The organism is Streptomyces sp. NPDC032126 (assembly GCF_055580085.1).
Window position 1 is genome coordinate 740,209 of sequence record NZ_JBVIMA010000002.1, and the last position, 24,080, is coordinate 764,288.

24 protein-coding genes are annotated in these 24,080 nt (G+C 72.2%); 14 read left to right on the forward strand and 10 right to left on the reverse strand.

The window, feature by feature from the left end; genetic code table 11:
* The first annotated feature begins 33 nt into the window (after positions 1-33).
* Positions 34-1,923: a serine/threonine-protein kinase gene (locus tag ACZ5NW_RS11890; protein ID WP_468743662.1), complete on the forward strand. Its 1,890-nt coding sequence runs from the start codon at positions 34-36 to the stop codon at positions 1,921-1,923.
* Between the two features lie 7 nt (positions 1,924-1,930).
* On the opposite strand, the gene ACZ5NW_RS11895 is transcribed toward ACZ5NW_RS11890, so the two are convergent.
* Positions 1,931-2,587, reverse strand: a complete 657-nt coding sequence (locus ACZ5NW_RS11895) for a pirin family protein (RefSeq protein ID WP_468743875.1) — start codon at positions 2,585-2,587, stop codon at positions 1,931-1,933.
* 96 nt (positions 2,588-2,683) lie between these two features.
* On the opposite strand from ACZ5NW_RS11895, the gene fasR reads away from it, so the two are divergent.
* The 5 genes from fasR to fabF all read left to right on the forward strand — a co-directional run bounded on the left by fasR (position 2,684) and on the right by fabF (position 7,617).
* A complete protein-coding gene (gene fasR, locus ACZ5NW_RS11900; protein ID WP_468743663.1) occupies positions 2,684-3,889 on the forward strand; it encodes a fatty acid biosynthesis transcriptional regulator FasR in 1,206 nt (401 codons plus the stop codon).
* An 89-nt stretch (positions 3,890-3,978) separates the two neighbouring features.
* The gene (locus tag ACZ5NW_RS11905) at positions 3,979-4,917 is read left to right on the forward strand and encodes an ACP S-malonyltransferase (RefSeq protein ID WP_468743664.1); all 939 of its coding nucleotides are present in this window, start codon (positions 3,979-3,981) and stop codon (positions 4,915-4,917) included.
* A gap of 12 nt (positions 4,918-4,929) precedes the next feature.
* A complete protein-coding gene (locus ACZ5NW_RS11910; RefSeq protein WP_468743665.1) occupies positions 4,930-5,931 on the forward strand; it encodes a beta-ketoacyl-ACP synthase 3 in 1,002 nt (333 codons plus the stop codon).
* A 78-nt stretch (positions 5,932-6,009) separates the two neighbouring features.
* Complete coding sequence (locus ACZ5NW_RS11915; RefSeq protein WP_018545314.1) at positions 6,010-6,258, forward strand: acyl carrier protein; 249 nt, start codon at positions 6,010-6,012, stop codon at positions 6,256-6,258.
* 87 nt (positions 6,259-6,345) lie between these two features.
* Entirely contained in the window at positions 6,346-7,617 is a 1,272-nt protein-coding gene (gene fabF, locus ACZ5NW_RS11920; RefSeq protein ID WP_468743666.1) for a beta-ketoacyl-ACP synthase II, read from the forward strand.
* 64 nt (positions 7,618-7,681) lie between these two features.
* On the opposite strand, the gene ACZ5NW_RS11925 is transcribed toward fabF, so the two are convergent.
* Positions 7,682-8,176 (reverse strand): DUF3145 domain-containing protein, encoded by a 495-nt coding sequence (locus tag ACZ5NW_RS11925; protein ID WP_468743667.1) that lies wholly within the window; start codon positions 8,174-8,176, stop codon positions 7,682-7,684.
* 289 nt (positions 8,177-8,465) lie between these two features.
* Between ACZ5NW_RS11925 and ACZ5NW_RS11930 the strand changes: the two genes are divergently transcribed.
* Both ACZ5NW_RS11930 and ACZ5NW_RS11935 read left to right on the forward strand, forming a co-directional pair.
* The gene (locus tag ACZ5NW_RS11930; RefSeq protein WP_468743668.1) at positions 8,466-9,365 is read left to right on the forward strand and encodes an SGNH/GDSL hydrolase family protein; all 900 of its coding nucleotides are present in this window, start codon (positions 8,466-8,468) and stop codon (positions 9,363-9,365) included.
* Between the two features lie 15 nt (positions 9,366-9,380).
* A complete protein-coding gene (locus tag ACZ5NW_RS11935) occupies positions 9,381-10,352 on the forward strand; it encodes an aldose epimerase family protein (RefSeq protein ID WP_468743669.1) in 972 nt (323 codons plus the stop codon).
* A 167-nt stretch (positions 10,353-10,519) separates the two neighbouring features.
* On the opposite strand, the gene ACZ5NW_RS11940 is transcribed toward ACZ5NW_RS11935, so the two are convergent.
* Positions 10,520-10,912: a RidA family protein gene (locus tag ACZ5NW_RS11940; protein ID WP_468743670.1), complete on the reverse strand. Its 393-nt coding sequence runs from the start codon at positions 10,910-10,912 to the stop codon at positions 10,520-10,522.
* A gap of 11 nt (positions 10,913-10,923) precedes the next feature.
* A complete protein-coding gene (locus tag ACZ5NW_RS11945) occupies positions 10,924-11,733 on the reverse strand; it encodes an NAD(P)-dependent oxidoreductase (protein ID WP_468743671.1) in 810 nt (269 codons plus the stop codon).
* A gap of 58 nt (positions 11,734-11,791) precedes the next feature.
* On the opposite strand from ACZ5NW_RS11945, the gene ACZ5NW_RS11950 reads away from it, so the two are divergent.
* Positions 11,792-12,718 (forward strand): LysR family transcriptional regulator, encoded by a 927-nt coding sequence (locus ACZ5NW_RS11950; protein ID WP_468743672.1) that lies wholly within the window; start codon positions 11,792-11,794, stop codon positions 12,716-12,718.
* Here the strand turns inward: ACZ5NW_RS11950 and ACZ5NW_RS11955 are convergent.
* The 4 genes from ACZ5NW_RS11955 to ACZ5NW_RS11970 are packed head-to-tail and all read right to left on the reverse strand — an operon-like array spanning position 12,715 to position 15,774.
* Positions 12,715-13,863 (reverse strand): winged helix DNA-binding domain-containing protein, encoded by a 1,149-nt coding sequence (locus ACZ5NW_RS11955; RefSeq protein WP_468743673.1) that lies wholly within the window; start codon positions 13,861-13,863, stop codon positions 12,715-12,717. The genes ACZ5NW_RS11950 and ACZ5NW_RS11955 overlap by 4 nt on opposite strands.
* An 18-nt stretch (positions 13,864-13,881) precedes the next feature.
* Complete coding sequence (locus ACZ5NW_RS11960; RefSeq protein ID WP_468743674.1) at positions 13,882-14,496, reverse strand: LysE family translocator; 615 nt, start codon at positions 14,494-14,496, stop codon at positions 13,882-13,884.
* Entirely contained in the window at positions 14,493-15,305 is an 813-nt protein-coding gene (locus tag ACZ5NW_RS11965; RefSeq protein ID WP_468743675.1) for an EI24 domain-containing protein, read from the reverse strand. Before ACZ5NW_RS11965 ends, ACZ5NW_RS11960 begins: the two co-directional genes overlap by 4 nt.
* A gap of 31 nt (positions 15,306-15,336) precedes the next feature.
* Positions 15,337-15,774, reverse strand: a complete 438-nt coding sequence (locus tag ACZ5NW_RS11970) for a MarR family winged helix-turn-helix transcriptional regulator (RefSeq protein WP_468743676.1) — start codon at positions 15,772-15,774, stop codon at positions 15,337-15,339.
* Between the two features lie 106 nt (positions 15,775-15,880).
* Between ACZ5NW_RS11970 and ACZ5NW_RS11975 the strand changes: the two genes are divergently transcribed.
* Positions 15,881-16,879, forward strand: coding sequence for an NADP-dependent oxidoreductase (locus tag ACZ5NW_RS11975; RefSeq protein ID WP_468743677.1), 999 nt, complete (start codon positions 15,881-15,883; stop codon positions 16,877-16,879).
* Positions 16,880-16,992: 113 nt separating this feature from the next.
* On the opposite strand, the gene ACZ5NW_RS11980 is transcribed toward ACZ5NW_RS11975, so the two are convergent.
* A complete protein-coding gene (locus ACZ5NW_RS11980) occupies positions 16,993-18,147 on the reverse strand; it encodes a serine hydrolase domain-containing protein (protein WP_468743678.1) in 1,155 nt (384 codons plus the stop codon).
* Positions 18,148-18,286: 139 nt separating this feature from the next.
* Complete coding sequence (locus ACZ5NW_RS11985; protein WP_468743679.1) at positions 18,287-19,252, reverse strand: SCO2400 family protein; 966 nt, start codon at positions 19,250-19,252, stop codon at positions 18,287-18,289.
* Between the two features lie 287 nt (positions 19,253-19,539).
* Between ACZ5NW_RS11985 and ACZ5NW_RS11990 the strand changes: the two genes are divergently transcribed.
* The 4 genes from ACZ5NW_RS11990 to chvE all read left to right on the forward strand — a co-directional run bounded on the left by ACZ5NW_RS11990 (position 19,540) and on the right by chvE (position 24,054).
* Positions 19,540-20,697 carry a mandelate racemase/muconate lactonizing enzyme family protein gene (locus ACZ5NW_RS11990; protein ID WP_468743680.1) on the forward strand — a complete coding sequence of 386 codons (1,158 nt, stop codon included), beginning with the start codon at positions 19,540-19,542 and terminating at the stop codon, positions 20,695-20,697.
* Positions 20,694-21,698 carry a zinc-dependent alcohol dehydrogenase gene (locus ACZ5NW_RS11995; RefSeq protein WP_468743681.1) on the forward strand — a complete coding sequence of 335 codons (1,005 nt, stop codon included), beginning with the start codon at positions 20,694-20,696 and terminating at the stop codon, positions 21,696-21,698. Before ACZ5NW_RS11990 ends, ACZ5NW_RS11995 begins: the two co-directional genes overlap by 4 nt.
* A gap of 126 nt (positions 21,699-21,824) precedes the next feature.
* Entirely contained in the window at positions 21,825-22,793 is a 969-nt protein-coding gene (locus tag ACZ5NW_RS12000; protein WP_468743682.1) for a hypothetical protein, read from the forward strand.
* 154 nt (positions 22,794-22,947) lie between these two features.
* Positions 22,948-24,054 carry a multiple monosaccharide ABC transporter substrate-binding protein gene (chvE, locus tag ACZ5NW_RS12005; RefSeq protein ID WP_468743683.1) on the forward strand — a complete coding sequence of 369 codons (1,107 nt, stop codon included), beginning with the start codon at positions 22,948-22,950 and terminating at the stop codon, positions 24,052-24,054.
* Positions 24,055-24,080: the final 26 nt, after the last annotated feature.

Here is a 24,080-nt window from a genome sequence, read left to right on the forward strand (position 1 = left end):
CACAGCAGCACCCAATGATCTCGGGGGAGAGCAATGGCAGGGGTTCAACCGGGCGGCCGCTTCCGCCCGTTGGAGAGCGGCGACCCGAGCGAGGTGGCGAGCTACCGGCTCGCGGCACGGCTGGGGTCGGGCGGCATGGGCACCGTGTACCTGTCCTACACGCCCGGCGGGCATCCCATCGCCCTCAAGACGATCCGACCGGAGCTGAGCGAGGACCCCGAGTTCCGCCGCCGGTTCAAGCAGGAGGTGCAGGCCGCCCAGCGCGTGCAGGGCCTCTACACCGCGCCGGTCATCGACTACGACACCGAGGGCAGCCAGCCCTGGCTGGCCACCGCCTATGTGGCGGGGCCCGCGCTGTCCTCGGCGGTCGGTGATCACGGGCCGCTGCCCGTGCCGTCGGTGCTGCTGCTCCTCGCGGGGATGGCGGAGGCGCTGTCGGTCATCCACGGCGCGGGCATCGTGCACCGCGATCTGAAGCCGTCCAATGTGCTGCTCGCGGCCGACGGGCCGCGCGTCATCGACTTCGGCATCGCCCGGGCCGCCGACGCGACCGCGCTGACCGGCACCGGCGTCTCCATCGGCACCCCGGCGTTCATGTCGCCGGAGCAGGCCGCCGGCAAGGAGATCACGCCCGCCTCGGACATCTTCGCGCTCGGCCAGGTCGCCGCGTACGCGGGGCGCGGGCAGGGCGCGTACGGCGACGGGCCCTCGCACGCCGTGCTGTACCGGATCGTCCACGAGGAGCCGGACCTCAGCGGGCTGCCCGAGCAACTCGGTTTCATCGCGCGCTGCCTGGCCAAGGATCCGGCGGAGCGGCCCTCACCCGCCGAGGTCATCGCCCTGTGCCAGGAGGCGTCGCCGACGCCCCTGCGCCAGTCCGGGTCCTGGCTGCCGGAGGTGATCGCCGAGGACATCACCCAGCGGGTGTCGGCGTCCGCCGCGCTCGCCGCCGCGCCGACGGTCGCCCCCGGCACCCCGGGGCCCACCGCGCCGGTCACCCACGTCGACGGGACGCCCCCACCGCCCCAGTCGGCACCGACGGCGACCGCGCCCCCGGCACCGGCGACGCCACCGAGCACGCCGGTCCCGGGCACTCCCGGGGTTCTGGGCACCCCCGTGCACGCGGCCCCCACGGCGGCCGCGCCGAACGTACCGCCGGCGCCGTCGTTCGGACCGCCCGTCGCCCCGCAGGCCCCGTTCCAGCAGGGTCCGTACGGCCCGCCGACCGCGCCCCAGCCGGCCTTCGGCCAGCAGCCCCCGTGGGGAGCGCCGCGCCCGGCGCCGCTGCCGCTGCCCCCCAAGAAGAACAGGGCGGGCAAGTGGATCGGCATCGGCGTCGCCGTGGTGGCCGGTCTCTTCTGGCTCGGCAGCTGCGCATCGGTCCTCAAGGACCTCACCGACTCGGCGGACGACTCCTCGAAGAACTCCTCGGCCACCAGCGGCGGAGGCGGCAGCAGCGGGGGCGGCGCGACGGGTTCGGGGTCGAGTTCGGCACCGGACCCGAAGCCCGTCTCGTTCAAGAACATCAACATCCCGGACGACTACTACGTGCGCTTCGCGGACTCGCCGCCGAAGCCGGTCGATCCCGGGGAGGGCGGCAGCGCCCGGTACGACGACGCCGCCGACCTGTACTACTCCAACGGGGGCAGCGACAACCGGGTGATCGGCAGCAACGGCGACAAGGTCGTGCTGCTGAACAACGCCGAGAAGGGCTCGCTGGCCGTCTGCCGGGCGGAGACCCGCTACACCGAGGAGGTCGGGCTCGGTCAGCTGTCGGTGGGCTCGCAGATGTGCGTGCACACCTCCTCCGGCCATCTCGCCCTGGTCACCTTCCGGGGCAGCGCGCCCGACGGCGACCCCAGCGACTACGTGTCGGTGGACATCACGGTGTGGCGCAACGCCGAGGAGCCGAGCAGCAGCTGACGCCCGCTCAGTCCGCCAGCTCCCACAGGAGCACCTCGGCCGCCTCCGCGGAGGCGGCCAGCTCCAGCCCCTTCTCGTCGGACACCCGCACCGCGTCCCCGGCGCCCAGCTCGTGCGGGCCGAGCCGGACGGTGCCGCGCACCACATGGACGTAGACCCGCGGCGCGTCCGGCACCGCGGTCCGCTCCCCCGCCACCAGCCGCCGTACGTGCAGCATCGCGCCGGCGGCGGGGACGGCATAGGGGGTGGAGTCGGCGATGCCGCGCACGATGTCGTACGACGGTTCGCCGCCGGGGTCGAGCGGGGCCAGCCACATCTGCACGAAGGTCAGCGGGTCCGGCCCGTCGTTGCGCTCGACGTGCCGCACCCCGAGGCCGGCGCTGAGCCGCTGCACGTCACCGGGGAGCACCCCCGTCTCGTGGCCCCGTGAGTCGCGGTGCGTCAGCTCGCCCCGGACGACCCAGGTGACGATCTCGGTGTGGCTGTGCGGATGCTCGTCGAAGCCGGCGCCCGGCGCGAGCCGCTCCTCGTTGCAGGCGATCAGGGCGCCGAAGCGGAGGTTGTCCGGGTCGTAGTGCGGCCCGAAGGAGAAGCTGTGACGGCTGTCGATACCGGCCGCCGGATCCCCGCCCCTGTAGCGCTCGTCGGCGCGCCGTACGTCCATCACACCCCTCACGGTAGCCCCGCCGACGGCCGCTCCGGGCTGTGACGTGCCACCCGGCGGCACACACCCCCGGCCCGATAAGGCAGTCTTGTCCACGTGCCCGAACCCGAAGCCGGCAAGACCGCAATCCCAGCGACCGACACGCATGCGCACACGGCGACCCTGAAGCGGCTGGAGAAGTCCTCCGGGGCGCTCGCCGCCCAGGCGATCGCGCGCATGGACGAGACGCTGCCGTGGTACCGGGCCATGCCCCCGGAGAACCGTTCCTGGATCGGCCTGGTGGCTCAGGCCGGCATCGCGGCCTTCACCGAGTGGTTCCGGCATCCCGACGCCCCGCAGGCCATCTCCACCGATGTCTTCGGCACCGCCCCGCGCGAGCTGACCCGGGCGATCACGCTGCGCCAGACCGTGGAGATGGTGCGCACCACCATCGAGGTCATGGAGAGCGCGATCGACGAGGTCGCGGCCCCCGGCGACGAGTCCCTGCTGCGCGAGGCGCTGCTGGTCTACGCCCGGGAGATCGCCTTCGCCACCGCGCAGGTGTACGCGCAGGCCGCCGAGGCACGGGGTGCCTGGGACGCGCGGCTGGAGTCCCTCGTCGTCAACGCCGTGCTCAGCGGGGAGGCCGACGAGGGCGCCGTCAGCCGGGCCGCCGCGCTCGGCTGGAACTCGCCGGACCATGTGTGCGTCGTGCTGGGCACCGCCCCGGACGGGGACTCCGAGCTGACCGTCGAGGCGATCCGGCGGGCCGCCCGGCACGCCAAGCTCCAGGTGCTCACGGGTGTGCTCGGGACCCGGCTCGTCGTCATCGCCGGCGGCAACGACAACCCGCTCGCCGTGGCGAAGTCGCTGATCGGCCCGTACGCCGCGGGGCCGGTCGTGGCCGGCCCGGTGGTGCCCGACCTGCTGACCGCGACCCGGTCCGCGCAGGCCGCGGCCGCCGGGCTCAAGGCGTGTTCCGCCTGGCAGGACGCGCCCCGGCCGGTGCTGGCGGACGATCTGCTGCCGGAGCGCGCCATCGCGGGCGATCCCAGCGCGCGCGAGCAGCTGGTGGAGGAGATCTACAGACCGCTCGAAGAGGCCGGCTCGGCCCTTCTGGAGACGCTCTCCGTCTATCTCGAACAGGCGTCCAGTCTGGAGGGCGCGGCCCGGATGCTGTTCGTGCATCCCAACACCGTGCGCTACCGGCTTCGACGCGTGACTGACGTCACAGGCTGGTCGCCGTCCGATGTACGCTCGGCGTTCACGCTGCGGATCGCACTGATCCTGGGGCGTCTGGTCGACGGCGACCCCCAGACCTAGCTTTTTGTCAGGGCCCCACAAAACCCCCTGCTGTTCTTCGTCCCTGTCCCCACGGGCGGCTTCGGCCGTCCACAAGAGAGAGTGTGAGAGTGCTCGTACTCGTCGCTCCCGGCCAGGGCGCCCAGACGCCCGGCTTCCTGACCCCCTGGCTCGAACTGCCCGGCGCCGCCGACCGCGTCGCCGCGTGGTCCGACGCCATCGGACTGGACCTCGCCCACTACGGCACGCAGGCCGACGCGGACGAGATCCGTGACACGGCCGTCGCCCAGCCGCTGCTCGTCGCGGCCGGCCTCCTGTCCGCCGCGGCACTGGGTGCCCATCCGTTCGCCGCCGACGCGGCGGGCGCTCCCGGTGCCGTCGCCGGTCACAGCGTCGGCGAGATCACCGCCGCCGCCTTCGCGGGCGTCCTCGACGACGTCGCCGCCCTGACGCTCGTGCGCAAGCGGGGTCTGGCGATGGCCGAGGCCGCCGCGATCACCGAGACCGGCATGTCGGCGCTGCTCGGCGGCGACCCGGAGACCTCCGTCGCGCACCTGGAGAAGCTGGGCCTGACCCCGGCGAACATCAACGGCGCGGGCCAGATCGTCGCCGCGGGCACCCTGGAGCAGCTCGCCGCGCTGAACGAGGACAAGCCCGAGGGCGTCCGCAAGGTCGTCCCGCTGAAGGTCGCAGGCGCCTTCCACACGCACCACATGGGCCCCGCGGTCCACACCCTGGCCACCGCGGCCAAGGAGCTCGCCCCGGCCGACCCCAAGGTCACCTACGTCTCCAACAAGGACGGGCAGACCGTCGGCACCGGCGACGAGATCCTCCAGCGCCTGGTCGGCCAGGTCGCCAACCCGGTCCGCTGGGACCTGTGCATGGAGACCTTCAAGGAGCTGGGCGCGACCGCGATCATCGAGGTGTGCCCCGGCGGCACCCTGGTCGGCCTCGCCAAGCGCGCGCTGCCCGGCGTGCGGACGCTGGCCCTGAAGACCCCTGACGACCTCGACGCGGCTCGCGAGCTCATCGCCGAGCAGAGCGCCTGACAAGGAGCCTCGATGGCGAAGATCAAGCCCAGCAAGGGCGCTCCCTACGCACGCATCCGCGGCGTGGGCGGCTACCGCCCTACGCGGGTCGTGCCCAACGAGGTCATCCTCGAGTCGATCGACTCCTCCGACGAGTGGATCCGCTCCCGCTCCGGCATCGAGACCCGGCACTGGGCGAACGACGAGGAGACCGTCGCCGCCATGTCGGTCGAGGCCGCGGGCAAGGCGATCGCCGACGCGGGGATCTCCGCCGAGCAGATCGGCGCCGTGGTCGTCTCGACGGTCTCGCACTTCAAGCAGACCCCGGCCGTCGCCACCGAGATCGCCGACAAGCTCGGCACGAACAAGGCCGCCGCCTTCGACATCTCGGCCGGCTGCGCGGGCTTCGGCTACGGACTGACCCTCGCCAAGGGCATGATCGTCGAGGGTTCCGCCGAGTACGTGCTGGTCATCGGCGTGGAGCGGCTGTCCGACCTGACCGACCGGGAGGACCGCGCGACGGCCTTCCTGTTCGGCGACGGGGCCGGCGCGGTCGTCGTCGGTCCGGCCACCGAGCCGGGCATCGGCCCGACCGTGTGGGGCTCCGAGGGCGACAAGTCGGAGACCATCAAGCAGACCGTGCCGTGGACGGACTACCGCGAAGGCCACCTGGAGAAGTTTCCGGCCATCACGCAGGAGGGCCAGGCGGTCTTCCGCTGGGCCGTCTTCGAGATGGCGAAGGTCGCCAAGGAGGCGCTGGACGCCGCCGGCATCACCGCGGACGAACTGGACGTCTTCATCCCCCACCAGGCCAACGAGCGGATCATCGACTCGATGGTGAAGACCCTCAAGCTGCCGGAGTCGGTCACGGTCGCCCGTGACGTGCGCACCACCGGCAACACCTCGGCCGCCTCGATCCCGCTCGCGATGGAGCGGCTCCTGGCGACCGGCGAGGCGAAGAGCGGCGACACCGCACTCGTCATCGGATTCGGGGCGGGTCTCGTGTACGCCGCGACGGTCGTTACCCTCCCCTAGGCACTCCGTGCCGGATCCCGCGATCCGGTGCGGTGATGTACCGCCCACTCTCTGTAACTCAAAGAAGGAGCGCCCACCATGGCCGCCACTCAGGAAGAGATCGTCGCCGGTCTCGCCGAGATCGTGAACGAGATCGCCGGGATCCCCACCGAGGACGTCCAGCTGGACAAGTCCTTCACCGATGACCTGGACGTCGACTCGCTGTCCATGGTCGAGGTCGTCGTCGCCGCCGAAGAGCGCTTCGACGTGAAGATCCCGGACGAGGACGTCAAGAACCTCAAGACCGTCGGCGACGCGACCGACTACATCCTCAAGCACCAGGCCTGAGCCTGCGTGGGCCGGAGCCTCCGGCCCGCCCCGCCACCCGGCGGTGGCGCCGCTGAATCCTCGTTTCCCGCTGGAGAAAGAATTCCCGTGAGCCCGACCAATCGCACCGTGGTCGTCACCGGTATCGGCGCAACCACACCGCTGGGTGGCGACGCAGCCTCTACCTGGGAGGGCCTGATCGCCGGCAAGTCCGGCGTCAAGCCCCTGGAGCAGGACTGGGCGGCCGACCAGGCCGTCCGTATCGCGGCCCCGGTCGCCGTGGAGCCGACCGAGGTCATCCCCCGGCCGCAGGCCCGCAAGCTCGACCGCTCGGCGCAGTTCGCGCTGATCGCGGCCGAGGAGGCCTGGAAGGACGCCGGGTTCACCGGCCGGGCCGGAGAGGACGGTTCGGTCGACCCCGACCGGCTGGGCGCCGTCATCGCCTCCGGCATCGGCGGGGTGACCACCCTCCTCGACCAGTACGACGTGCTGAAGGAGAAGGGCGTCCGCCGCGTCTCCCCGCACACCGTGCCGATGCTGATGCCCAACAGCCCCTCCGCGAACGTGGGTCTGCTCGTGGGCGCCCGCGCGGGCGTGCACACGCCGGTCTCCGCCTGCGCGTCGGGCGCCGAGGCCATCGGCTACGGCATCGAGATGATCCGTACCGGCCGCGCCGACGTCGTCGTGTGCGGTGGCACGGAGGCCGCCATCCACCCGCTGCCGATCGCCGCGTTCGGCAACATGATGGCGATGTCCAAGAACAACGAGAACCCGCAGGGTGCCTCGCGTCCCTACGACATCGAGCGCGACGGCTTCGTCCTCGGCGAGGGCGCGGGCGTCATCGTCCTGGAGTCCGCCGAGCACGCCGCCAAGCGCGGTGCGCGGGTGTACGCCGAGGCGGTCGGGCAGGGCATCTCCGCCGACGCGCACGACATCGTGCAGCCGGAGCCGGAGGGGCGCGGTATCGCGCACGCCCTGCAGAACCTGCTGGACCGCACCGACCTGAACCCGGCGGAGATCGTGCACGTCAACGCGCACGCGACGTCGACGCCGGCCGGTGACGTGGCCGAGCTGAAGGCGCTGCGCAAGGTGTTCGGCGACGACGCCGACCACTTCGCGGTCTCGGCGACCAAGTCGATGACGGGTCACCTGCTCGGTGGCGCCGGTGGCGTGGAGTCGGTCGCGACCGTGCTCGCGCTGTACCACCGGGTGGCGCCGCCGACCATCAACGTCGAGAACCTCGACCCCGAGGCGGAGGCCAACGCCGACATCGTGCGCGGCGAGGCCCGCAAGCTGCCGGTCGAGGGCCGTATCGCCGCGCTGAACGACTCGTTCGGCTTCGGCGGGCACAACGTCGTCCTGGCGTTCCGCACCGTCTGAACAGCGCTCGTACGTACGTGAAGGGGCCCCCACCGCTCGGTGGGGGCCCCTTCACGCGTCCGCGTCAGACCACTTGGTGCAGCCAGCGCACCGGGGCTCCCTCGCCCGCGTACCGGAACGGCTCCAACTCGTCGTCCCACGGCTTGCCGAGGAGCTTGGCGATCTCCGCCTCCAGGTCCGTCTCGCCGCGCTGGGAGCGGGTCAGGGCGGCGCGCAGACGGTCCTCCGGGATCAGGATGTCGCCGTGGATGCCGGTGACGGCGTGGAAGATGCCGAGGTCGGGGGTGCAGCTGTAGCGCTCTCCCTCGGCCGTCGCGCAGGGCTCGGCCGTGACCTCGAAGCGCAGCAGGTGCCAGCCTCTGAGCGCGGACGCCAGCTTGGACGCCGTGCCGGCCTCGCCCTGCCAGGAGAACTCCGAGCGCCAGGTGCCGGGGGCCGCGGGCTGCCGGATCCAGTCGAGGTTGACGCGTGCGCCGAGCACCCCGGCGACGGCCCACTCGACATGCGGGCACAGCGCGCGCGGCGCGGAGTGCACGTACAGAACTCCACGTGTCGTCACCGGGACCTCCGGGCAGGCGGGTCGTCTTGCGGGCTGGTGTAACGGCGGCGGCGGGGCAGCCACGTTGATGGCGAGGCTACCTTGCGGCGGCGCAAGGAGTGTGACGTACGGTCGGTCCCGGTGCCGCGAAACGCCCGCCATTCACCCGGGGGGACGCCTGTACGGGGGCGAGCCGTTGCATCGTGGGGGCGCGGATCGGGGCGCGGGAACCCTCGTACGTTGTCATGGGTGGGGCCGGTGGACCGTCGGCCCGTCGAAGGTCGGGTCGAGTCGAGGGGATCGGCGAGGGATGCGGATGGGAAACCGGCGCGCGCGGACCGTGCTCGCGGTGACGGCGGCGGCCGTGGTCGGGGTGGCCGGGTGCGACGCGGTGGGCGGGGACTCCCCCGGCTCCTCGGCCACTCAGGCCCGGCGGGCGAAGCCGTCCCCGTCGGCGACGCCGCTGTGGGACGTCAGCCCGGCGTCGATGGCCGCCGTCGGGGACTCCGTCACCCGCGGCTTCGACGCCTGCGGGATCCTGACGGACTGTCCGGAGGTGTCGTGGGCGACCGGCAGCAGCGGGGACGTGAACAGCCTCGCGGTGCGGCTGCTGGGGAAGGCGAAGGCGACCACGCACAGCTGGAACTACGCGGTGACGGGCGCGCGGATGGCCGATCTGCCGGGGCAGATGGCACAGGCCGCGGCGAAGCGGCCCGCGCTGGTCACGGTGATGGCGGGCGCCAATGACGCCTGCCGGGACTCGGCCGAGGCGATGACGTCGGTGGCGGACTTCCGGTCGGGTTTCGAGGAGGCGATGCGCACCCTGCGGGCCGGCGCGCACGCGGCGCAGGTGTATGTGGCGAGCGTGCCCGATCTGAAGCGGCTGTGGTCCGAGGGGCGCGCCAACCCGCTGGGCAAGCAGGTGTGGAAGCTGGGCATCTGCCCGTCGATGCTGGGCGACGCGGACGCGCTGGACGCGGCGGCGACGCGGCGGCGGGCGACCGTGCAGCAGCGGGTGGAGGACTACAACACCGTGCTGAAGGACGTCTGCGCGAAGGACCGCCGCTGCCGCTTCGACGACGGCGCGGTCTACGAGTACCGGTTCGGCACCGACCAGTTGAGCCACTGGGACTGGTTCCACCCCAGCAAGGACGGCCAGGCACGGCTGGCGGAGATCGCCTACCGCAGGATCACCGCCGACCGGGCGTGACTTAGGGTTCCGCCCATGAGCGAACACTTCGGAACACTTTCCGACGGCACGCGGATCCACCGCTGGACGCTGGAGCGGGCGGGCACCCGGGTGCGCGTCCTGTCGTACGGCGGGATCGTGCAGTCCGTCGAGGTCCCGGACCGGGACGGGCGGACGGCGGACGTGGTGCTGGGGTTCGCGGACCTGGGCGGCTATCTGGACCGCCCGGAGCCCTTCCTGGGCGCCCTGATCGGCCGGTACGCCAACCGGATCGCTGGCGCCCGCTTCGCGCTGGACGGCCTGACGTACGCGCTGGAGCCGACGGGCGGCCCCAACTCGCTGCACGGCGGCGCCCGGGGCTTCGACAAGCGGGTGTGGGACGTCGAGCCGGTCGAGCACGGGCTGCGCCTCAGCCGGGTCGCCGCGCACGGCGAGGAGGGCTTCCCGGGGCGTCTGGAGGTCTCGGCGACGTACACGCTGGACGCGGCGGGCGGGCTGCGGATCGCCTACGAGGCGGTCACGGACGCGCCGACGGTGGTGAATCTGACCAACCACAGCTACTTCAACCTGGCGGGCTCGGGCACCGCGGGCGGGCACGAGCTGCGGCTGGCCGCGTCCCGCTACACGCCGGTCGACGCGGACCTGATCCCGACGGGCGAGCTCGCGGACGTGACGGACACCCGCTTCGACTTCCGCGAGGCCCGCAAGATCGGCACCGGCTACGACCACAACTTCGTCCTCGACAAGGGCGTCACCGGGTCCGCCGAGGAGGTCGCCGAGCTGTACGACCCGGCGTCGGGGCGGGTGCTGACGGTGGCGACGACCGAGCCCGGGCTCCAGCTCTACACCGCGGACCATCTCCCGGAGCCCTTCGTCCCCGGCGAGGGCGTGGCCCTGGAGACCCAGCACTTCCCCGACTCGCCGAACCGCCCGGACTTCCCGAGCACCGTGCTGCGGCCGGGGCAGGTGTACCGGTCGGAGACGGTGTACGGGTTCGGGGTGCGCTGAGGCATCGTGGCGATGGTGTGAGCCCCGGCCCAGGGGTCAGGTCCCGGGCCGGGGCTGGTTCGACCGTAACCGGCGGGGCGGGCCCGCGGTCGGCCGAGCCGGATTTCGTACGAACCTTTCACAATCACGATCACTTCACATCCGGGTGCCGGGCACCGCGGACCACTTCACCTCCAGGGGCCGGGCACCGCGGCCACCACCTCGACCTCGATCAGCGCCTCCGGCCGGAACAGACGGGGCACCTCGAAGGTCATGCTGGTGGGCGGGGTGCCGGTGAGGAACTCGCGGCGCACGGCGCCGTATTCGGCGAGCCGCCCAATATCCGTGAGATAGGTGCGGATGTTGATGATGTCGGCGAGGGTGGCGCCGTGGGCCTTCAGCAGGGCGTCGAGGGTCTCGAAGACCCCGCGGCTCTGCTCGGCCAGCGTGTCGCCCTCGGCGATCTGCCCGGAGACGAACAGCAGGGCGCTGCCGTCGGGGTGTCCGACGCGGGCGACCTGGGAGTAGTAGGGGCTGAGCGGCTGGGGGGCGGACGCGGGGTTGCCGAGGGTGATCTCCACGGGGGTGCCTTTCAGGCGGTACGGATACGGTCGGCGGCGCGGGTGATGTCCGCCCGGGCGACAGAGGGGTCCTGGGCGGCCTCCCGGAACCGGTCGGACACGGCCCGCAGGACGGGGAGTTCGGCGGCGGCGGTCGCCAGGCGCAGGTCCTTCACCGCGAGTTCGGTGCTGAAGAGGACGCCGTCGGCGAAGGCGCGGCCGGCGGCACCGCCGAGCGGACTCGCGGTGAGGGCGGCGCGGGCGGTGGCCCCGTCGAGGCCTAGGGCGTCGGCGAGCCGCAGTGCCTCGGCGACGAGGGCGACACCGCCGATCACGGCCGCGTTGACGACGAGTTTGAGCGCGGCGCCCGAACCGAGCGGGCCGGTGCGGGTGACCGTGCCGAAGCGGGCGAGCACCCGCGCCACCCCGTCGGCGTCGCCGCCGGCCAGGATGCCGAGGGTGCCGGTGGCGGCCTTGTCGGTGCTGCCCATGACCGGCGCGTCGACGAGCGTGACCCCGTCCGGGAGCCGCCCGGCGAGGGCGCGCACGGCGTCGGGGCCGACGGTCGACATCTCGACCCAGTGGGTGCCGGGCCGCAGCGCCGGTACGACCTGCGCGGCGACCGCGTCCAGGGCCGCGGGACCGGCGAGCATGGTGACCACCACGTCGGCGTCCCGCACCGCCCGCGCCGGGTCGGCGGCGAGCACGGCGCCCTCGGCGAGGAGGGGCTCCGCCTTGGCCGGGGTGCGGTTCCAGACGGTCAACGGATGCCCGGCGCCGAGCAGCTGACGGGCCATCGGGGCGCCCATGTGCCCCAGTCCGAGAAACGCGATCTTCTCCATGCCTCGACGCTAGGCGCGGCGGAATGGATGCGACAAGCGAATGTCTAGCATGGCGGCCATGCTGAACACGCATGACGAAGCGGAGATCTCCAGTGTCTGGCTGCGGGTGTTCCTGGAGGTCACCCGGCAGGGGTCCTTCACCGTGGCGGCGCGGCGGCTGGGGTGGACCCAGTCGGCGGTGTCCCGGCAGATCGCCTCCCTCGAAGCCGCGCTGGGCGGCGCCCCGCTCTTCGACCGGCTGCCGCGCGGGGTGCGGCTCACCCAGGCCGGGCAGGCCCTCGTCCCGTACGCGGAGGCCGTGGCCGACGCCCTGCTCGGCGCGCGGCGGGAGCTGACCGCCCTGCGCGAGGGCCGGGCCGGGCGGCTGCGGTTCGGGGCCTTCGCCACCGCCGACGCCACGCTGGTCCCGCACGCCCTCGCCGCCTTCCGCGCCCGCCGCCCGCACATCCGCGTCACCCGCGAGGAGGGCCTCACCCCGGCCCTGCTGGACCGGCTCGCCGCCGGCCACCTCGACCTCGCGGTCGTCTCGACGACCGGCGGGACTCCGCTGGACTCCTACGAACTGCACCACCTGCTCGACGAGTCCCTGTACGTCGCCGTCCCCGCCGGCCACCCCCTCACCGGTCCCGTGCGCCTGTCCCAACTGGCCGACGCCGACTGGATCTCCGGCGGCACGCGCCCCGAGGGCACCCTGCTCGACGCGGCCTTGCGGCAGGGTTTCCGGCCGCGGGTCGCGCATGTCGTCGCCGAGTGGACCGCCAAGCAGGGGTACGTCGCCGCGGGACTGGGCGTGACCCTGGTCCCGGCGCTCGCCGCGGCTTCCGTGCGCCCGGACGTACGGCTGCTGCCGGTGCTGGACGAGGGGGCGCCGGCCCGGGCGGTGTACGCGGCGACCTCGTCCGCGGCGGGATTGGCCGTGGGGGAGTTCGTCTCGGCGCTGCGGGACGCCGCGGCGGCGCTGCCCCGGCCCTGGGGGGTCGCCTAGGCCCTGGCGGCAAGGAGCCGTACGTCCGCCGGGGGCGGGAGCCTGGTCCACCAGCGGTTGTGGCGGGTGTAGGGGTGCGGTTCGCGGTCGGCCAGAAGGGCCGTGAGGGCTTCGGCCTCCTTCGCCAACCCCTCCCATTCCTCCTCCGGCAGCGGATGGAAGGCCGTCGCCTCGATGCCCGTCTCCGTCGGGCGCCAGACGCCCGCCACCTCGCCGTCCACCAGCAGGGTCGGCAGGACGTCGCCGTTGGTGCGGGCCACCGCCTTGCGGTACTCCGGGCGGATCACCCGGTCGCGGTCGGCGTGGGCCAGCAGGACGCTGTCCCACATGGGGAGCAGGCGCGGCGGGGCCGGGGTGTCGGCGGGTGGGCGCGGGGCGCCGGGGAGGTCGTAGTAGAGCGTGCCGTCGGGGGCCTTCAGGCGCTCGACCTCGTCACCGAGGGCGTTCAGGGCCTCGCGCAGCGGGCCCTTGTAGAGCAGGGCGAACTGCGCGATGTCCGCGGCCGTCGCGGGGCCGAAGCCGGAGAGGTGGCGCAGGATCAGCCGGCGCAGGCCCTCGGGCTCGGGTGCGCGGTCCGCGAGCGGCGGGCCGGGCGGCGCGGCGACGAACGCCGTGCGGGGGCCGAACGCCCAGGGGCCGCCGGTCGGGGCGTGCAGCAGCGGCGCGTAGCCGCGCAGCCCCCACCAGGCACCCGGCGCCCGCTCCGCGCCGAGCCGCTCCCCCAGCCATGCCTCCAGCTCCGCCGAGGTGCGCGGGCGTGCCGCGAACTCCAGCAGTTCCGGGACGAGCCGGCCCGCGTCGGCGGGCGTGAGTCCGGCGGCCGCGTACCGATAGCCGAGCCGGGAGGCGTAGAGGGTCTGCTGCATGGCCCCGCGGAAGGGGCGGTGGTCGTCGGCGTGGACGGCGTGCAGCGTGATCCGCATCAGGGTCGCCTTGACGACCGTGCCGTCGGCGAAGGCCGCGTCCAGGTCGGCCGGGTCGAAACCGGCGACCCGGTTCCACAGGGCGATGTACGGCGAGGCGGGCGACTGCGCCTGGAGCGCGACGACCCGGCGGACCGCCTCGGGGACGGTCGTCGGCGCGCGCTCCAGCAGGAGCTGACGGGCGAGGGTGGCGCGGCCCAGGGCGCGCGGGGAGAGGTCCACGGCTCGGCGACCGGTGGCTCAGTGGCTGGGCGCGAGCGCGAGGCTGACGCCGAGGCCGGCCAGAACGGAGCCGATCAGCTTGTTGAGGACCTTCTGGCCGCGCAGCATCAGGGCGCGCATGCGGTCGTGGGAGAAGAAGACGGCGACGACGCCGAACCACAGCAGGTGGGCGAGGGACATGAACAGGCCGTAGCCGATCTGCTGGTAGACGGCGGTGTCGGCGCTGACGACCTGGGAGAACGTGGAGACGACGAACAGGGTCGTCTTGGGGTTGAGGACGTTCGTCAGGAAGCCGGTGCGCAGGGCCGCGAGCGGGGTCAGCTCGCTCGTGCCGGTCAGGTCGATCTCCACCTCGCCACGGGTGCGGAAGGTGCGGACACCGACGTACACGAGATAGGCCGCGCCGATCAGCTTGATGATCGTGAAGAGGAAGGTGGAGGACGCGATGAGCAGGCCCACGCCGAGCATGGTGTACGTGACGTGGACGAGGACGCCGGCCGCGACGCCCGTGGCGGCGAACAGCCCGGTGCGGCGGCCGTGGAGATAGCTGTTGCGGACGATCATCGCGAAGTCGCCGCCGGGCGCGATGACGGCCAGGACGGTGATGACGGCTACGGCGAGTATCTCGGTCACGGGGTGACGGTCTCCTCTTCCTCTTCGGGTGCGGTGACGGGGTCGCGGTCCTCGCCGTCACCGGTCTCCTCGCCGAGCAGGTCGCGCGCCAGCAGGGTGGCGCCGGCGACCGCGCCCGGCATCAGGAACACGGCGACGAACGGGACCAGGAAGGCCAGGCCCAGGGGCGTGCCGAAGCCCCAGACCAGGGTCTTGCGGGAGCGGAGCAGGGTGAGGCGGGCGCGCAGATCGACGTCGCGGCGCTGGAGGGCCACGGCGGTGAGTTCCTCGGTGAGGAAGAAGCCGGTGACGAAGAAGCCGATCACGGGGACGGCGGTCTGTCCGACGAAGGGGAGGAAGCCGGCGGCGAAGAGCAGGATCCCCCACAGTGCGGCGCGGACCAGGATGCGCAGGCTGTCCCGGCCGGAGATCCACAGCTCGCGCCAGAGCGGCAGGCCGGACTCGGGGGCGGTGCCGTCGGGCGAGACGTCCCGGTCGACGCTCTCGGACAGGCTCTCGTAGAAGGGCTGGCCGATGAGGAGCGTCACGGCGGTGAAGGTGAGGACGGCGAGGAGCAGGCCGAGGGCGAACAGCACGACGGCGAGGAAGCCGCGGAAGAGGCCGGCCCAGGGGCTGGACCAGTCGTCGGCGAAGGGGGTGGCCCAGGTGACGACGTCGTCGCCCCACACGGCGAGGGCGACCAGCGCGGCGACGTAGAGGACGAGCGTGATCAGCCCGGGCAGCAGGCCGAAGCCGTACCGCTTCCCGTGCCGGGCCACCCATCGCTGGCCTTCGAGGAGATACCGGAAACCCACCCCAAGATCGCGCATGGCGGAAACTCTATCCACCCTCGGCGAGCGATTACGCGTCGAGCATCCGCCGCAACAGATCCCGCAGCACCAGCCGCTCCTCGTCGGCGAGCCCCGCCAGCGGCTCCCGGGCGAAGCGCAGGGACTCCCGCAGCTCGCGGGCGACCCTGCGGCCCTCGTCCGTCGCCGCCGCCACCTTCACGCGGCGGTCGGCCGGGTCCGGGCGGCGTTCGACCAGGCCCCGGGTCTCCAGGCGGTCGACGATCCCGGTGACGTTGGACGGCTCGCACTTCAGCTTCTGCGCCAGCTTGCGCATCGGCAGCGGCTCCAGCGAGAGCAGGCCGAGGAGCTTGGCCTGGGCGCCGGTGAGGGCGTGCTCGGCGGCCGCCTCCTCGTAGTCGGCGTGGTAGCGGGCCACGACCTCGCCGATGAGCTCGACGACCTCAAGGGTCATGGTGTCGGGGCGGCGGGTCGTTCGCGGTGTGGCCATGCCCTCAGCCTACCCTCATTACTTGACAACCTGAAATATTCAGGAGCATCGTTGTTTCAGGTACTGAAGTAATTGCCGAAGTAATTGTTGCGCAGAAGGGTCCCCCATGATCAACCGCGAGTGGCACCTGCTCAGCCGTCCCGTCGGCTGGCCCAAGCCCGAGGACTTCGCCCTGGTCGAGGCCGAGGTCCCGACGCCGCGCGAGGGTCAGGTGCTGGTGCGCAACAAGTACCTGTCGGTGGACCCGTACATGCGCGGCCGCATGTCGGCGGCCAAGTCCTACGTCGCCCCCTTCGAGCTCGGCAAGGTCATGCAGGGCGGCGCCGTCGGCGAGGTCGTGGCCTCCAACGCCGAGGGCATCGAGGTCGGCGACCACGTGCTGCACTTCCTCGGCTGGCGCGAGTACGCGGCCGTGGACGCCAAGAACGCCGTCAAGGTCGACCCCGGCGCCGCGCCCCTGTCGACGTACCTCGGCGTCCTCGGCATGACCGGCCTCACCGCCTACGCGGGCCTGCTGCGCACCGCCTCCTTCAAGGAGGGCGACGTCGTGTTCGTGTCCGGCGCCGCGGGTGCCGTGGGCAGCCAGGTCGGGCAGATCGCCAAGCTCAAGGGCGCCTCCCGGGTCATCGGCTCGGCCGGCTCCGACGAGAAGGTCAAGCTGCTGGTGGAGGAGTACGGCTTCGACGCCGCGTTCAACTACAAGAACGGGCCGGTGAGCGAGCAGCTGCGGGCCGCCGCCCCCGACGGCATCGACGTCTACTTCGACAACGTCGGCGGCGACCACCTGGAGGCGGCGATCGGCTCCCTCAACCAGGGCGGCCGGATCGCGGTCTGCGGCATGATCTCCGTCTACAACAACACCGAGCCCGCCCCCGGCCCGAGGAACCTCGCCCGGCTGATCCAGACCCGCGGCCGCATCGAGGGCTTCCTGGTCGGCGACCACTACGACCTCCAGCCGCAGTTCGTGGCCGAGGTCGGCCCGTGGGTCGCGTCGGGCGCCCTGAAGTACCGCGAGACCGTCGTCGAGGGCATCGAGAACAACCTGGAGGCGTTCCTCGGGGTCCTGCGCGGCGACAACACCGGAAAGATGATCGTCAAGCTCTGACCGTGACGCTTGTCCGACCCGGTCGTTGCGCAGGACGAGGGCCGCACCCCTGGACGTGGGGTGCGGCCCTTGGCCGTCCGGTCGCCCGCCTCCAGGGGCGTCTCGCGCCCGTGTCAGACCGCCAGGGCGGCCCGGTGGACGGCCGCCACCAGCCGCTCGTTCTCCGGTGCCGCGCCGCCCGGGAACGCCATACGGCGGCGGGTGTAGCCGTAGGCCAGGCCGCTGCGCGGGTCGGCGAAGGCCTGGGAACCGCCGTCGCCGCTGTGGCCGAACGCGCCGGCGCCCAGGAAGGGGTACCAGGTGTCGGCGGTCGCCTGGAAGCCGAGGCCGTACGCCTTGTGGGCGCGGGCGACCAGGTCGTGGCCGATGGAGTGGATCTGGCCGATCTCGGCGACGGTGTCCGGCTTGAGCAGCGGCGGGCGTTCGTCCAGCTCGCTGATCACCGCCGCGTACATCCCGGCGAGCCCGCGCGCCGAGGCCACCCCGCCCGCCGACGCCGGTCCCTTGGCGCGCACGGTACGGGAGTTGGCGTAGTCCACCAGGTCCCCGCAGCCGGGCACATGCGTGTTGAACGCGATGGACGCCAGGGTGTGCGGCCCGCTCGGCGCGGCGTTCAGCACGGCCCGCTGCTTGGGGGTCGGCGTCATGGGCTGCACGGACCGGAAGCGCGGCTCGTGGAGCGCCGGCAGTCCGAGGAAGAAGTCCAGCCCGTACGGCGCCCGCACCCGGTCCTCGTAGACCTCCTGGAGCGTGCGGCCCGTGGCGCGCCGGACGACCTCGCCGGTGAGCGCGCCGAGGACCAGGGCGTGACAGCCGAACGCGGTGCCGGGGCGCCAGAACGGCCGCTGGTCGGCGAGCCGTTCGGCGACGACCCGGTCGTCGGCCAGCTCCTCCCCGCTGAACCCGGTGTCGAGGCCGACCACGCCCGCCCGGTGCGCGAGCAGCTCGCGCAGGGTCAGCTGGCCCTTGCCCTCGGCGGCGAACTCCGGCCAGTAGTAGGTCACTTTGCGGTCCAGCTCCAGCGTGCCGTCCTGCACGAGGAGCGCGACCACGAGGTGGGCGGCGCCCTTGGTGGACGAGTACACGGCGTAGAGGGACTCGGGTCCGGCGCCATCGCCCCCGGCCCACAGGTCGACGACGCGGCGGCCGTGGACGTGGACGCACAACTGGCCTTCGTAGTCGGGCCGTTCCGTCGCCACGAAGGCGGCGAACTCCTCCCGCACCGCCTCGAAACCGTCGGCGACGGTTCCGTGGATCGCTTGCGTCATCCGCTCTCCTCACCAAGACCGCTGCGGACATCCTCGCCCGTCCAGCCGAAGCCCGCTTCCGGTGATCGGTACGGCGAGGTGTACCTGTTCGACTCAACTGCGGCACGAGGGTGTTGGTGTCACCGATAGCCCGGATGGCCTACGTGCACCACCACAAGAAGCGGTTGCAGGTTTCCGACGGCGACGGTTTCGGGGTCGGCGCGGCGGGGGTCGGGTCCGTCGTGGGGGTCGGGTCGGGGGCCGTCGTGGCGGCGGGGGTCGGCCGGGGGGCGCCCGGGGCCGACTGGGGGTCCTTGGAGGCGCCCGGCGACGCGGACGCCGACGCACTGGCCGACGCGGACGCCGAGGGCGAGCCCGACGCCGACGCGCTCGGGGAGGCCGAGGCGTGCGCGCCCTTCGCGGTCCCGGTGTCGGCGCTCTTCACGTCGGGCGAGGAGTCCGACGACGGCGAGCCCGCGTCCACCTCGTCCGCCTCGCCGCCGGCCGCCGACGGGTCCGGCGAGGAGAAGCCCGGCGCGTCGATGCCGAGCTCGGCGATGCTGAGGCCGCCGGCCGCGAGCACGAATCCGGCGGCGATCAGCACGGTGCGGCGGCGGCGCTTGCGATGCACCGCGGCCTTGCGATCGCGACGGCTTCCCTCACCGCGCGGGACACCGGCCGAGGCGGCCCGGTCACTCCTGCCGGCCCGGTCACTCCCGCCGTCCTCAGCGCTCTCAGCCGCGTCCGCGCTTCCGGCGGCCTCCGCGCCCTCCACGCTCTCCGGCTCCTCCTCGGCCGCCTCGGAGGCGTACGGGCGCGACGGCTCGCCCTGCGGGGCGTACTGGCGCGGCACGGTGGCCTCGGGGACCTCGGGGGCGTACGCCTCGTGCCCGTACCCCTGTGGCGCCGCGTAGGGCTGCCCGCCGTACGCCGGTGATCCGTACGCCGGGGATCCGTGCCCCTGGGTCGCGTACGCGACCGCGTCCGGTACCGGGGCGTACGCGCGCGCCGGCTCGGCCGCGTACGGCTCCTCCGGATGCGCGCGGAGCCGTTCGGCAGGTGTGCCGCACCCCGGGCATGCGAGGGCGCCGTTGAGGTGCCTTCGGCACGGGTGGCAGTAGTCCATGACGCGGGAAGACTAAGTTCCGCCCGGGTGACGTTCCTAGGGCCGCCTGTGAAGGTTGTGTGGGAAAACGACTCTCCCGGCGGGGGAACTTGCGCCAGACCGCCCAAGCGGCATGAAAACCCGTCGACCGCCTGCAACCTTCTCGAAAGCCGACATCGAAACTGTCGAAACCGTTATGTGTTCGACCCATTGACACCCCAGGCGCCCCGTCCTTACTGTCACGCCAGCATTTCGAACGTGTGACGAAATCTCGAACAGCGTCGACGAAGCAGCGAGGGACAACTGCCGTGCGCATCACCGGAATCAGCACTCACGTGGTCGGGACGCCCTGGCGCAATCTGACCTACGTCCAGGTGCACACCGACGAGGGCATCACGGGGGTCGGTGAGACCCGCATGCTGGGCCACACCGACGCGCTGATCGGCTACCTGCGGGAGGCCGAGGCCAACCACATTCTCGGCTCCGACCCGTTCGCCGTGGAAGACCTGGTGCGCCGGATGAAGTACGGCGACTACGGCCGCGCGGGTGAGATCGTCATGTCCGGCATCGCCGTGGTCGAGATGGCGTGCTGGGACATCAAGGGCAAGGCGCTGGGGGTGCCGGTCTGGCAGCTGCTCGGCGGCAAGGTGACCGACAAGGTCAAGGCGTACGCCAACGGCTGGTACACCACCGAGCGCACCCCGGAGGCGTACCACAAGGCGGCCCAGGGCGTCATGGAGCGCGGGTACAAGGCGCTCAAGATCGACCCCTTCGGCACCGGGCACTACGAGCTCGACCACGAGCAGACCCTGTACGCGGTCTCCCTCATCGAGGCCGTGCGGGACGCCATCGGGCCGGACGCCGAGCTGATGCTGGAGATGCACGGCCGCTTCTCCCCCGCCACCGCCGTCCGGCTGGCGCGCGAGCTGGCCCCCTTCAAGCCGGCCTGGCTGGAGGAGCCGGTGCCGCCGGAGAACCTCAAGGCGCTGGAGAAGGTCGCCGCCAAGGTCGACATCCCCGTCGCCACCGGTGAGCGCATCCACGACCGGATCGAGTTCCGCGAGCTGTTCGAGAGCCAGGCCGTCGACATCATCCAGCCCGACGTCGGCCACATCGGCGGCATCTGGGAGACCCGCAAGCTCGCGGCCACCGCCGAGACCCACTACATGCTGGTCGCCCCGCACAACGTGGGCGGGCCGGTGCTGACCGCCGCCTCCCTCCAGGTCGGCTTCACGTCCCCCAACTTCAAGATCCTCGAACACTTCAACGACTTCGCGGACGCGGAGATCAAGAAGGTCGTCAAGGGCGCCCCGCAGGTGATCGACGGCTACTTCCACCTCTCCGACGCGCCCGGTCTCGGCGTGGAGCTGGACGTGGACGCCGCCGCCGAGTTCCCGCAGCAGCAGGCGCGGTTCGACCTGTGGGCCGAGGGCTGGGAGCAGCGCAAGCCGAAGGGCACGGTGTGAGCACCGCCGTCGTCGTCGAGGCGCCCGGCGAGCACCGGCTCGTCGAGCACACGCCGCGCGAGCCCGGCCCCGGCGAGGCGCTGGTGCGCGTGCACGCGGTGGGCATCTGCGGCAGCGACCGCGAGGTGTACCAGGGCAACCGGCCCGAGGGTTACGTGCGTTACCCGCTCACGCCGGGCCATGAGTGGTCCGGGACGGTGGAGCGGGTGGGCGCCGGGGTCCCCGGTTCGCTGGTCGGCCGCAAGGTCGTCGGCGAGGGCTTCCGCAACTGCCAGGTGTGCGACCGCTGTCACGCCGGCGAGACCACGCTGTGCACGGACGGGTACGAGGAGACCGGGTTCACCCAGCCGGGTGCCATGGCCGCCACGCTGACCCTGCCGGCCCGGCTGCTGCACGCCCTGCCGGACGACGCCGATCTGACCGCCGCCGCTCTGCTGGAGCCGGCCGCCTGTATCGCGGCCGCCGCGATCAAGGCGCACGCCCTGCCGGGTGAGCGGGTCGCCGTGGTCGGCACCGGCACCCTGGGGATGTTCGCCGTGCAGTTCCTGAAGGCGGGTTCACCGGGCGAGCTGCTGGTCGTGGGCACCCGGCGGGACCGGGAGGCGCTCTCCCTCCAGTTCGGCGCCACCGGCTTCCGTACGCGGGACGAGGAACTGCCCGACGACTTCGACGTGGTGATCGAGACCGCCGGGTCGGCCTCCGCCGCGCGGACGGCGGCCTCGCTGCTGCGCCGGGGCGGACGCCTGGTCCTGACGGGCATCCCGGCGCCGGGCGCGGACGGTCTGGACCCGACGGATCTGGTGGTACGGCAGCTGGAGGTGCACTCCGTCTTCGGGGCACCGCCGGACGCCTGGTCGCACACGGTCCGGGTGTTCGGCGCGGGACTGCTCGATCCGCTGCCGCTGGTCACGCACGAGCTGCCGCTGGCGGAGTTCTCCGAGGCCATCGAGCTGGTGGGCTCCGGCGATCCGAAGGTGGGCAAGGTGCTGCTCCGACCGTAGGCCCCCTCAGACGTGCGCCGGTACGGGGGCGAACTGACGGCTTCCGTACCGGCGTACACCCAGAGCCCCCCACGCCGTGAGCCGCGAACCTCGTCCGATATTTCGAACAACCACGAAGGACAGCTTGTGACCGACGCTTCCGTTACGGCAGCCCGCAGGCCCGGCGAGCAGGCGCTCGCCGCGCTCGGCCTGGCCGCCCCCGCCCTGGACCCCGCCGACGCCTCCGCCCACTCCTTTCCGGGCGGCGGCCGCTGGCGCACCGAGATCCCCTCGTGCGAGGGTCCCGAAGCGCTGGCCGTGATCCTCAAGGAAGCCTCCCGCCTCGATGTGCCGATCCACCGGATCAGCCAGGGCAGCGGTGTGTGGATGCTGACCGACGCCGAGATCACCGAGATGGTCGAGGCCACCGCCGAACGCGACATCGAGCTCTGCCTGTTCACCGGGCCGCGCGGCACCTGGGACATCGGCGCCTCGGTGCGCACCGACTCACGGGGCGCCGGACTGCGCGCCCGGGGCCACGACGCGGTCGCCGGCTGCCTCGAAGACGCCGTCCGCGCCACCGAGTTGGGCGTCAAGTGCCTGCTGGTGGCCGACGAGGGCGTGCTGTGGACGCTGCACCAGGCACGGGTGCGCGGCATCATCCCGGCCGACACCACGCTGAAGGTGTCGGCGCTGATCGGCCCCGTCAACCCGGCCTCGTACGCGGTGTACGAGCGGCTGGGCGCCGACTCGATCAATGTGCCCAGTGATCTGACGCTGGATCATTTGACTGAGATCCGGCGGGTGTCGGGCGCTCCGATGGACATGTACATCGAGGCCCCCGACGACCTCGGCGGCTACATCCGGATGTACGAGGTCGCCGAGCTGATCCGGCGCGGCGCTCCGCTCTACCTGAAGTTCGGTCTGTCCAAGACCCCCGGCATCTACCCCTACGGGCACCATCTGCGCGACCTCACGCTGTCCACCGCCCGGGAGCGGGTGCGGCGCGGCCGGCTGGCCCTGGATCTGCTGGCGCGGCACGGGGCCGACGGCGACATGGCGCCGCTGGGATCCCGGCTGCCCGGCGAACTGAAGCGTTTCGAAACTCCCGCATAACATTTCGAACAAACCAGCTTCACAAAAGTCCACCGAGCCGAACACAATCCCCCAGAACTCCTCTTCTCGGTCACCCGCACAGCCCTCCGAAGCGCTCCTCGCACCGCCGGACCGACCGAACCCCCGCCCCACCCACACATCAAGGATGATGATGATGCGCACTCGCAGAGCCGCCCTCGCCGCCATAGCCGGAGCCGCCTCCCTCGCCCTGACCCTGACCGCCTGCGGCCAGAGCAGCGAAGGCGGCAGCAACGAGGACAAGGGTGACGCCAAGGGCGGCACCATCGGCATCGCCATGCCGACCAAGTCCTCCGAGCGCTGGATCACCGACGGCAACAACGTCGTCAAGGACCTTCAGGCCAAGGGCTACAAGACCAAGCTGGTCTTCGGCGAGGACGACCCCGACCAGCAGGTCTCCCAGATCGAGAACCTGATCACCCAGGGCGTCAAGGCGCTGATCGTCGCCGCCATCGACAACAAGTCGCTGAACAACGTCCTCCAGCAGGCCGCCGACGCCCACATCCCGGTCATCTCCTACGACCGTCTGATCCTCGGCACGAAGAACGTCGACTACTACGCGTCCTTCGACAACGAGAAGGTCGGCAAGCTCCAGGGCCAGTACATCGTCGACAAGCTGGGCCTCGCGAGCGGCAAGGGCCCCTTCAACATCGAGCTGTTCGCCGGCTCCAACGACGACAACAACACCAAGTACTTCTTCAACGGCGCGATGAGCGTCCTGAAGCCGTACATCGACAGCAAGAAGCTCGTCGTCAAGTCCGGCCAGACCAACCTCACCCAGGTCACCACGCTCCGCTGGGACGGCGCCACCGCCCAGAAGCGCATGGAGGACATGCTCACCTCGTCGTACACGAGCGGCAAGGTCGACGCCGTGCTCTCGCCCTACGACGGCATCTCCATCGGCATCATCGCCGCGCTGAAGTCGGACGGCTACGGCAGCGCGAGCAAGCCGCTGCCGGTCATCACCGGCCAGGACGCCGAGCTGGCCTCCGTGAAGTCGATCATCGCCGGCCAGCAGTCGCAGACCGTCTACAAGGACCTGCGCAAGCTCGCCCAGGTCGCCACGGACATGGTCGACGCCGCGCTCAACGGCAAGAAGCCCGAGATCAACGACACCAAGTCCTACGACAACGGCACCAAGGTCGTCCCCGCCTACCTCCTGCAGCCGGTGAGCGTCGACAAGAGCAACTACAAGCAGGTGCTCGTCGACGGCGGTTACTACACGGCGGACCAGCTCAAGTAAGCGTCGAACCTTACGGATTGGAAGGC

Excerpts from the sequence above, each read along its gene's own strand:
- ACZ5NW_RS11890 (WP_468743662.1), top strand. The coding sequence starts at position 34 with ATGGCAGGGGTTCAACCGGGCGGCCGCTTCCGCCCGTTGGAGAGCGGC.
- ACZ5NW_RS11895 (WP_468743875.1), bottom strand. The coding sequence starts at position 2,587 with ATGGACGTACGGCGCGCCGACGAGCGCTACAGGGGCGGGGATCCGGCG.
- ACZ5NW_RS11910 (WP_468743665.1), top strand. The coding sequence starts at position 4,930 with ATGGCGAAGATCAAGCCCAGCAAGGGCGCTCCCTACGCACGCATCCGC.
- ACZ5NW_RS11915 (WP_018545314.1), top strand. The coding sequence starts at position 6,010 with ATGGCCGCCACTCAGGAAGAGATCGTCGCCGGTCTCGCCGAGATCGTG.
- ACZ5NW_RS11930 (WP_468743668.1), top strand. The coding sequence starts at position 8,466 with ATGCGGATGGGAAACCGGCGCGCGCGGACCGTGCTCGCGGTGACGGCG.
- ACZ5NW_RS11935 (WP_468743669.1), top strand. The coding sequence starts at position 9,381 with ATGAGCGAACACTTCGGAACACTTTCCGACGGCACGCGGATCCACCGC.
- ACZ5NW_RS11945 (WP_468743671.1), bottom strand. The coding sequence starts at position 11,733 with ATGGAGAAGATCGCGTTTCTCGGACTGGGGCACATGGGCGCCCCGATG.
- ACZ5NW_RS11950 (WP_468743672.1), top strand. The coding sequence starts at position 11,792 with ATGCTGAACACGCATGACGAAGCGGAGATCTCCAGTGTCTGGCTGCGG.
- ACZ5NW_RS11965 (WP_468743675.1), bottom strand. The coding sequence starts at position 15,305 with ATGCGCGATCTTGGGGTGGGTTTCCGGTATCTCCTCGAAGGCCAGCGA.
- ACZ5NW_RS11970 (WP_468743676.1), bottom strand. The coding sequence starts at position 15,774 with ATGGCCACACCGCGAACGACCCGCCGCCCCGACACCATGACCCTTGAG.
- ACZ5NW_RS11975 (WP_468743677.1), top strand. The coding sequence starts at position 15,881 with ATGATCAACCGCGAGTGGCACCTGCTCAGCCGTCCCGTCGGCTGGCCC.
- ACZ5NW_RS11980 (WP_468743678.1), bottom strand. The coding sequence starts at position 18,147 with ATGACGCAAGCGATCCACGGAACCGTCGCCGACGGTTTCGAGGCGGTG.
- ACZ5NW_RS11985 (WP_468743679.1), bottom strand. The coding sequence starts at position 19,252 with ATGGACTACTGCCACCCGTGCCGAAGGCACCTCAACGGCGCCCTCGCA.
- chvE (WP_468743683.1), top strand. The coding sequence starts at position 22,948 with ATGCGCACTCGCAGAGCCGCCCTCGCCGCCATAGCCGGAGCCGCCTCC.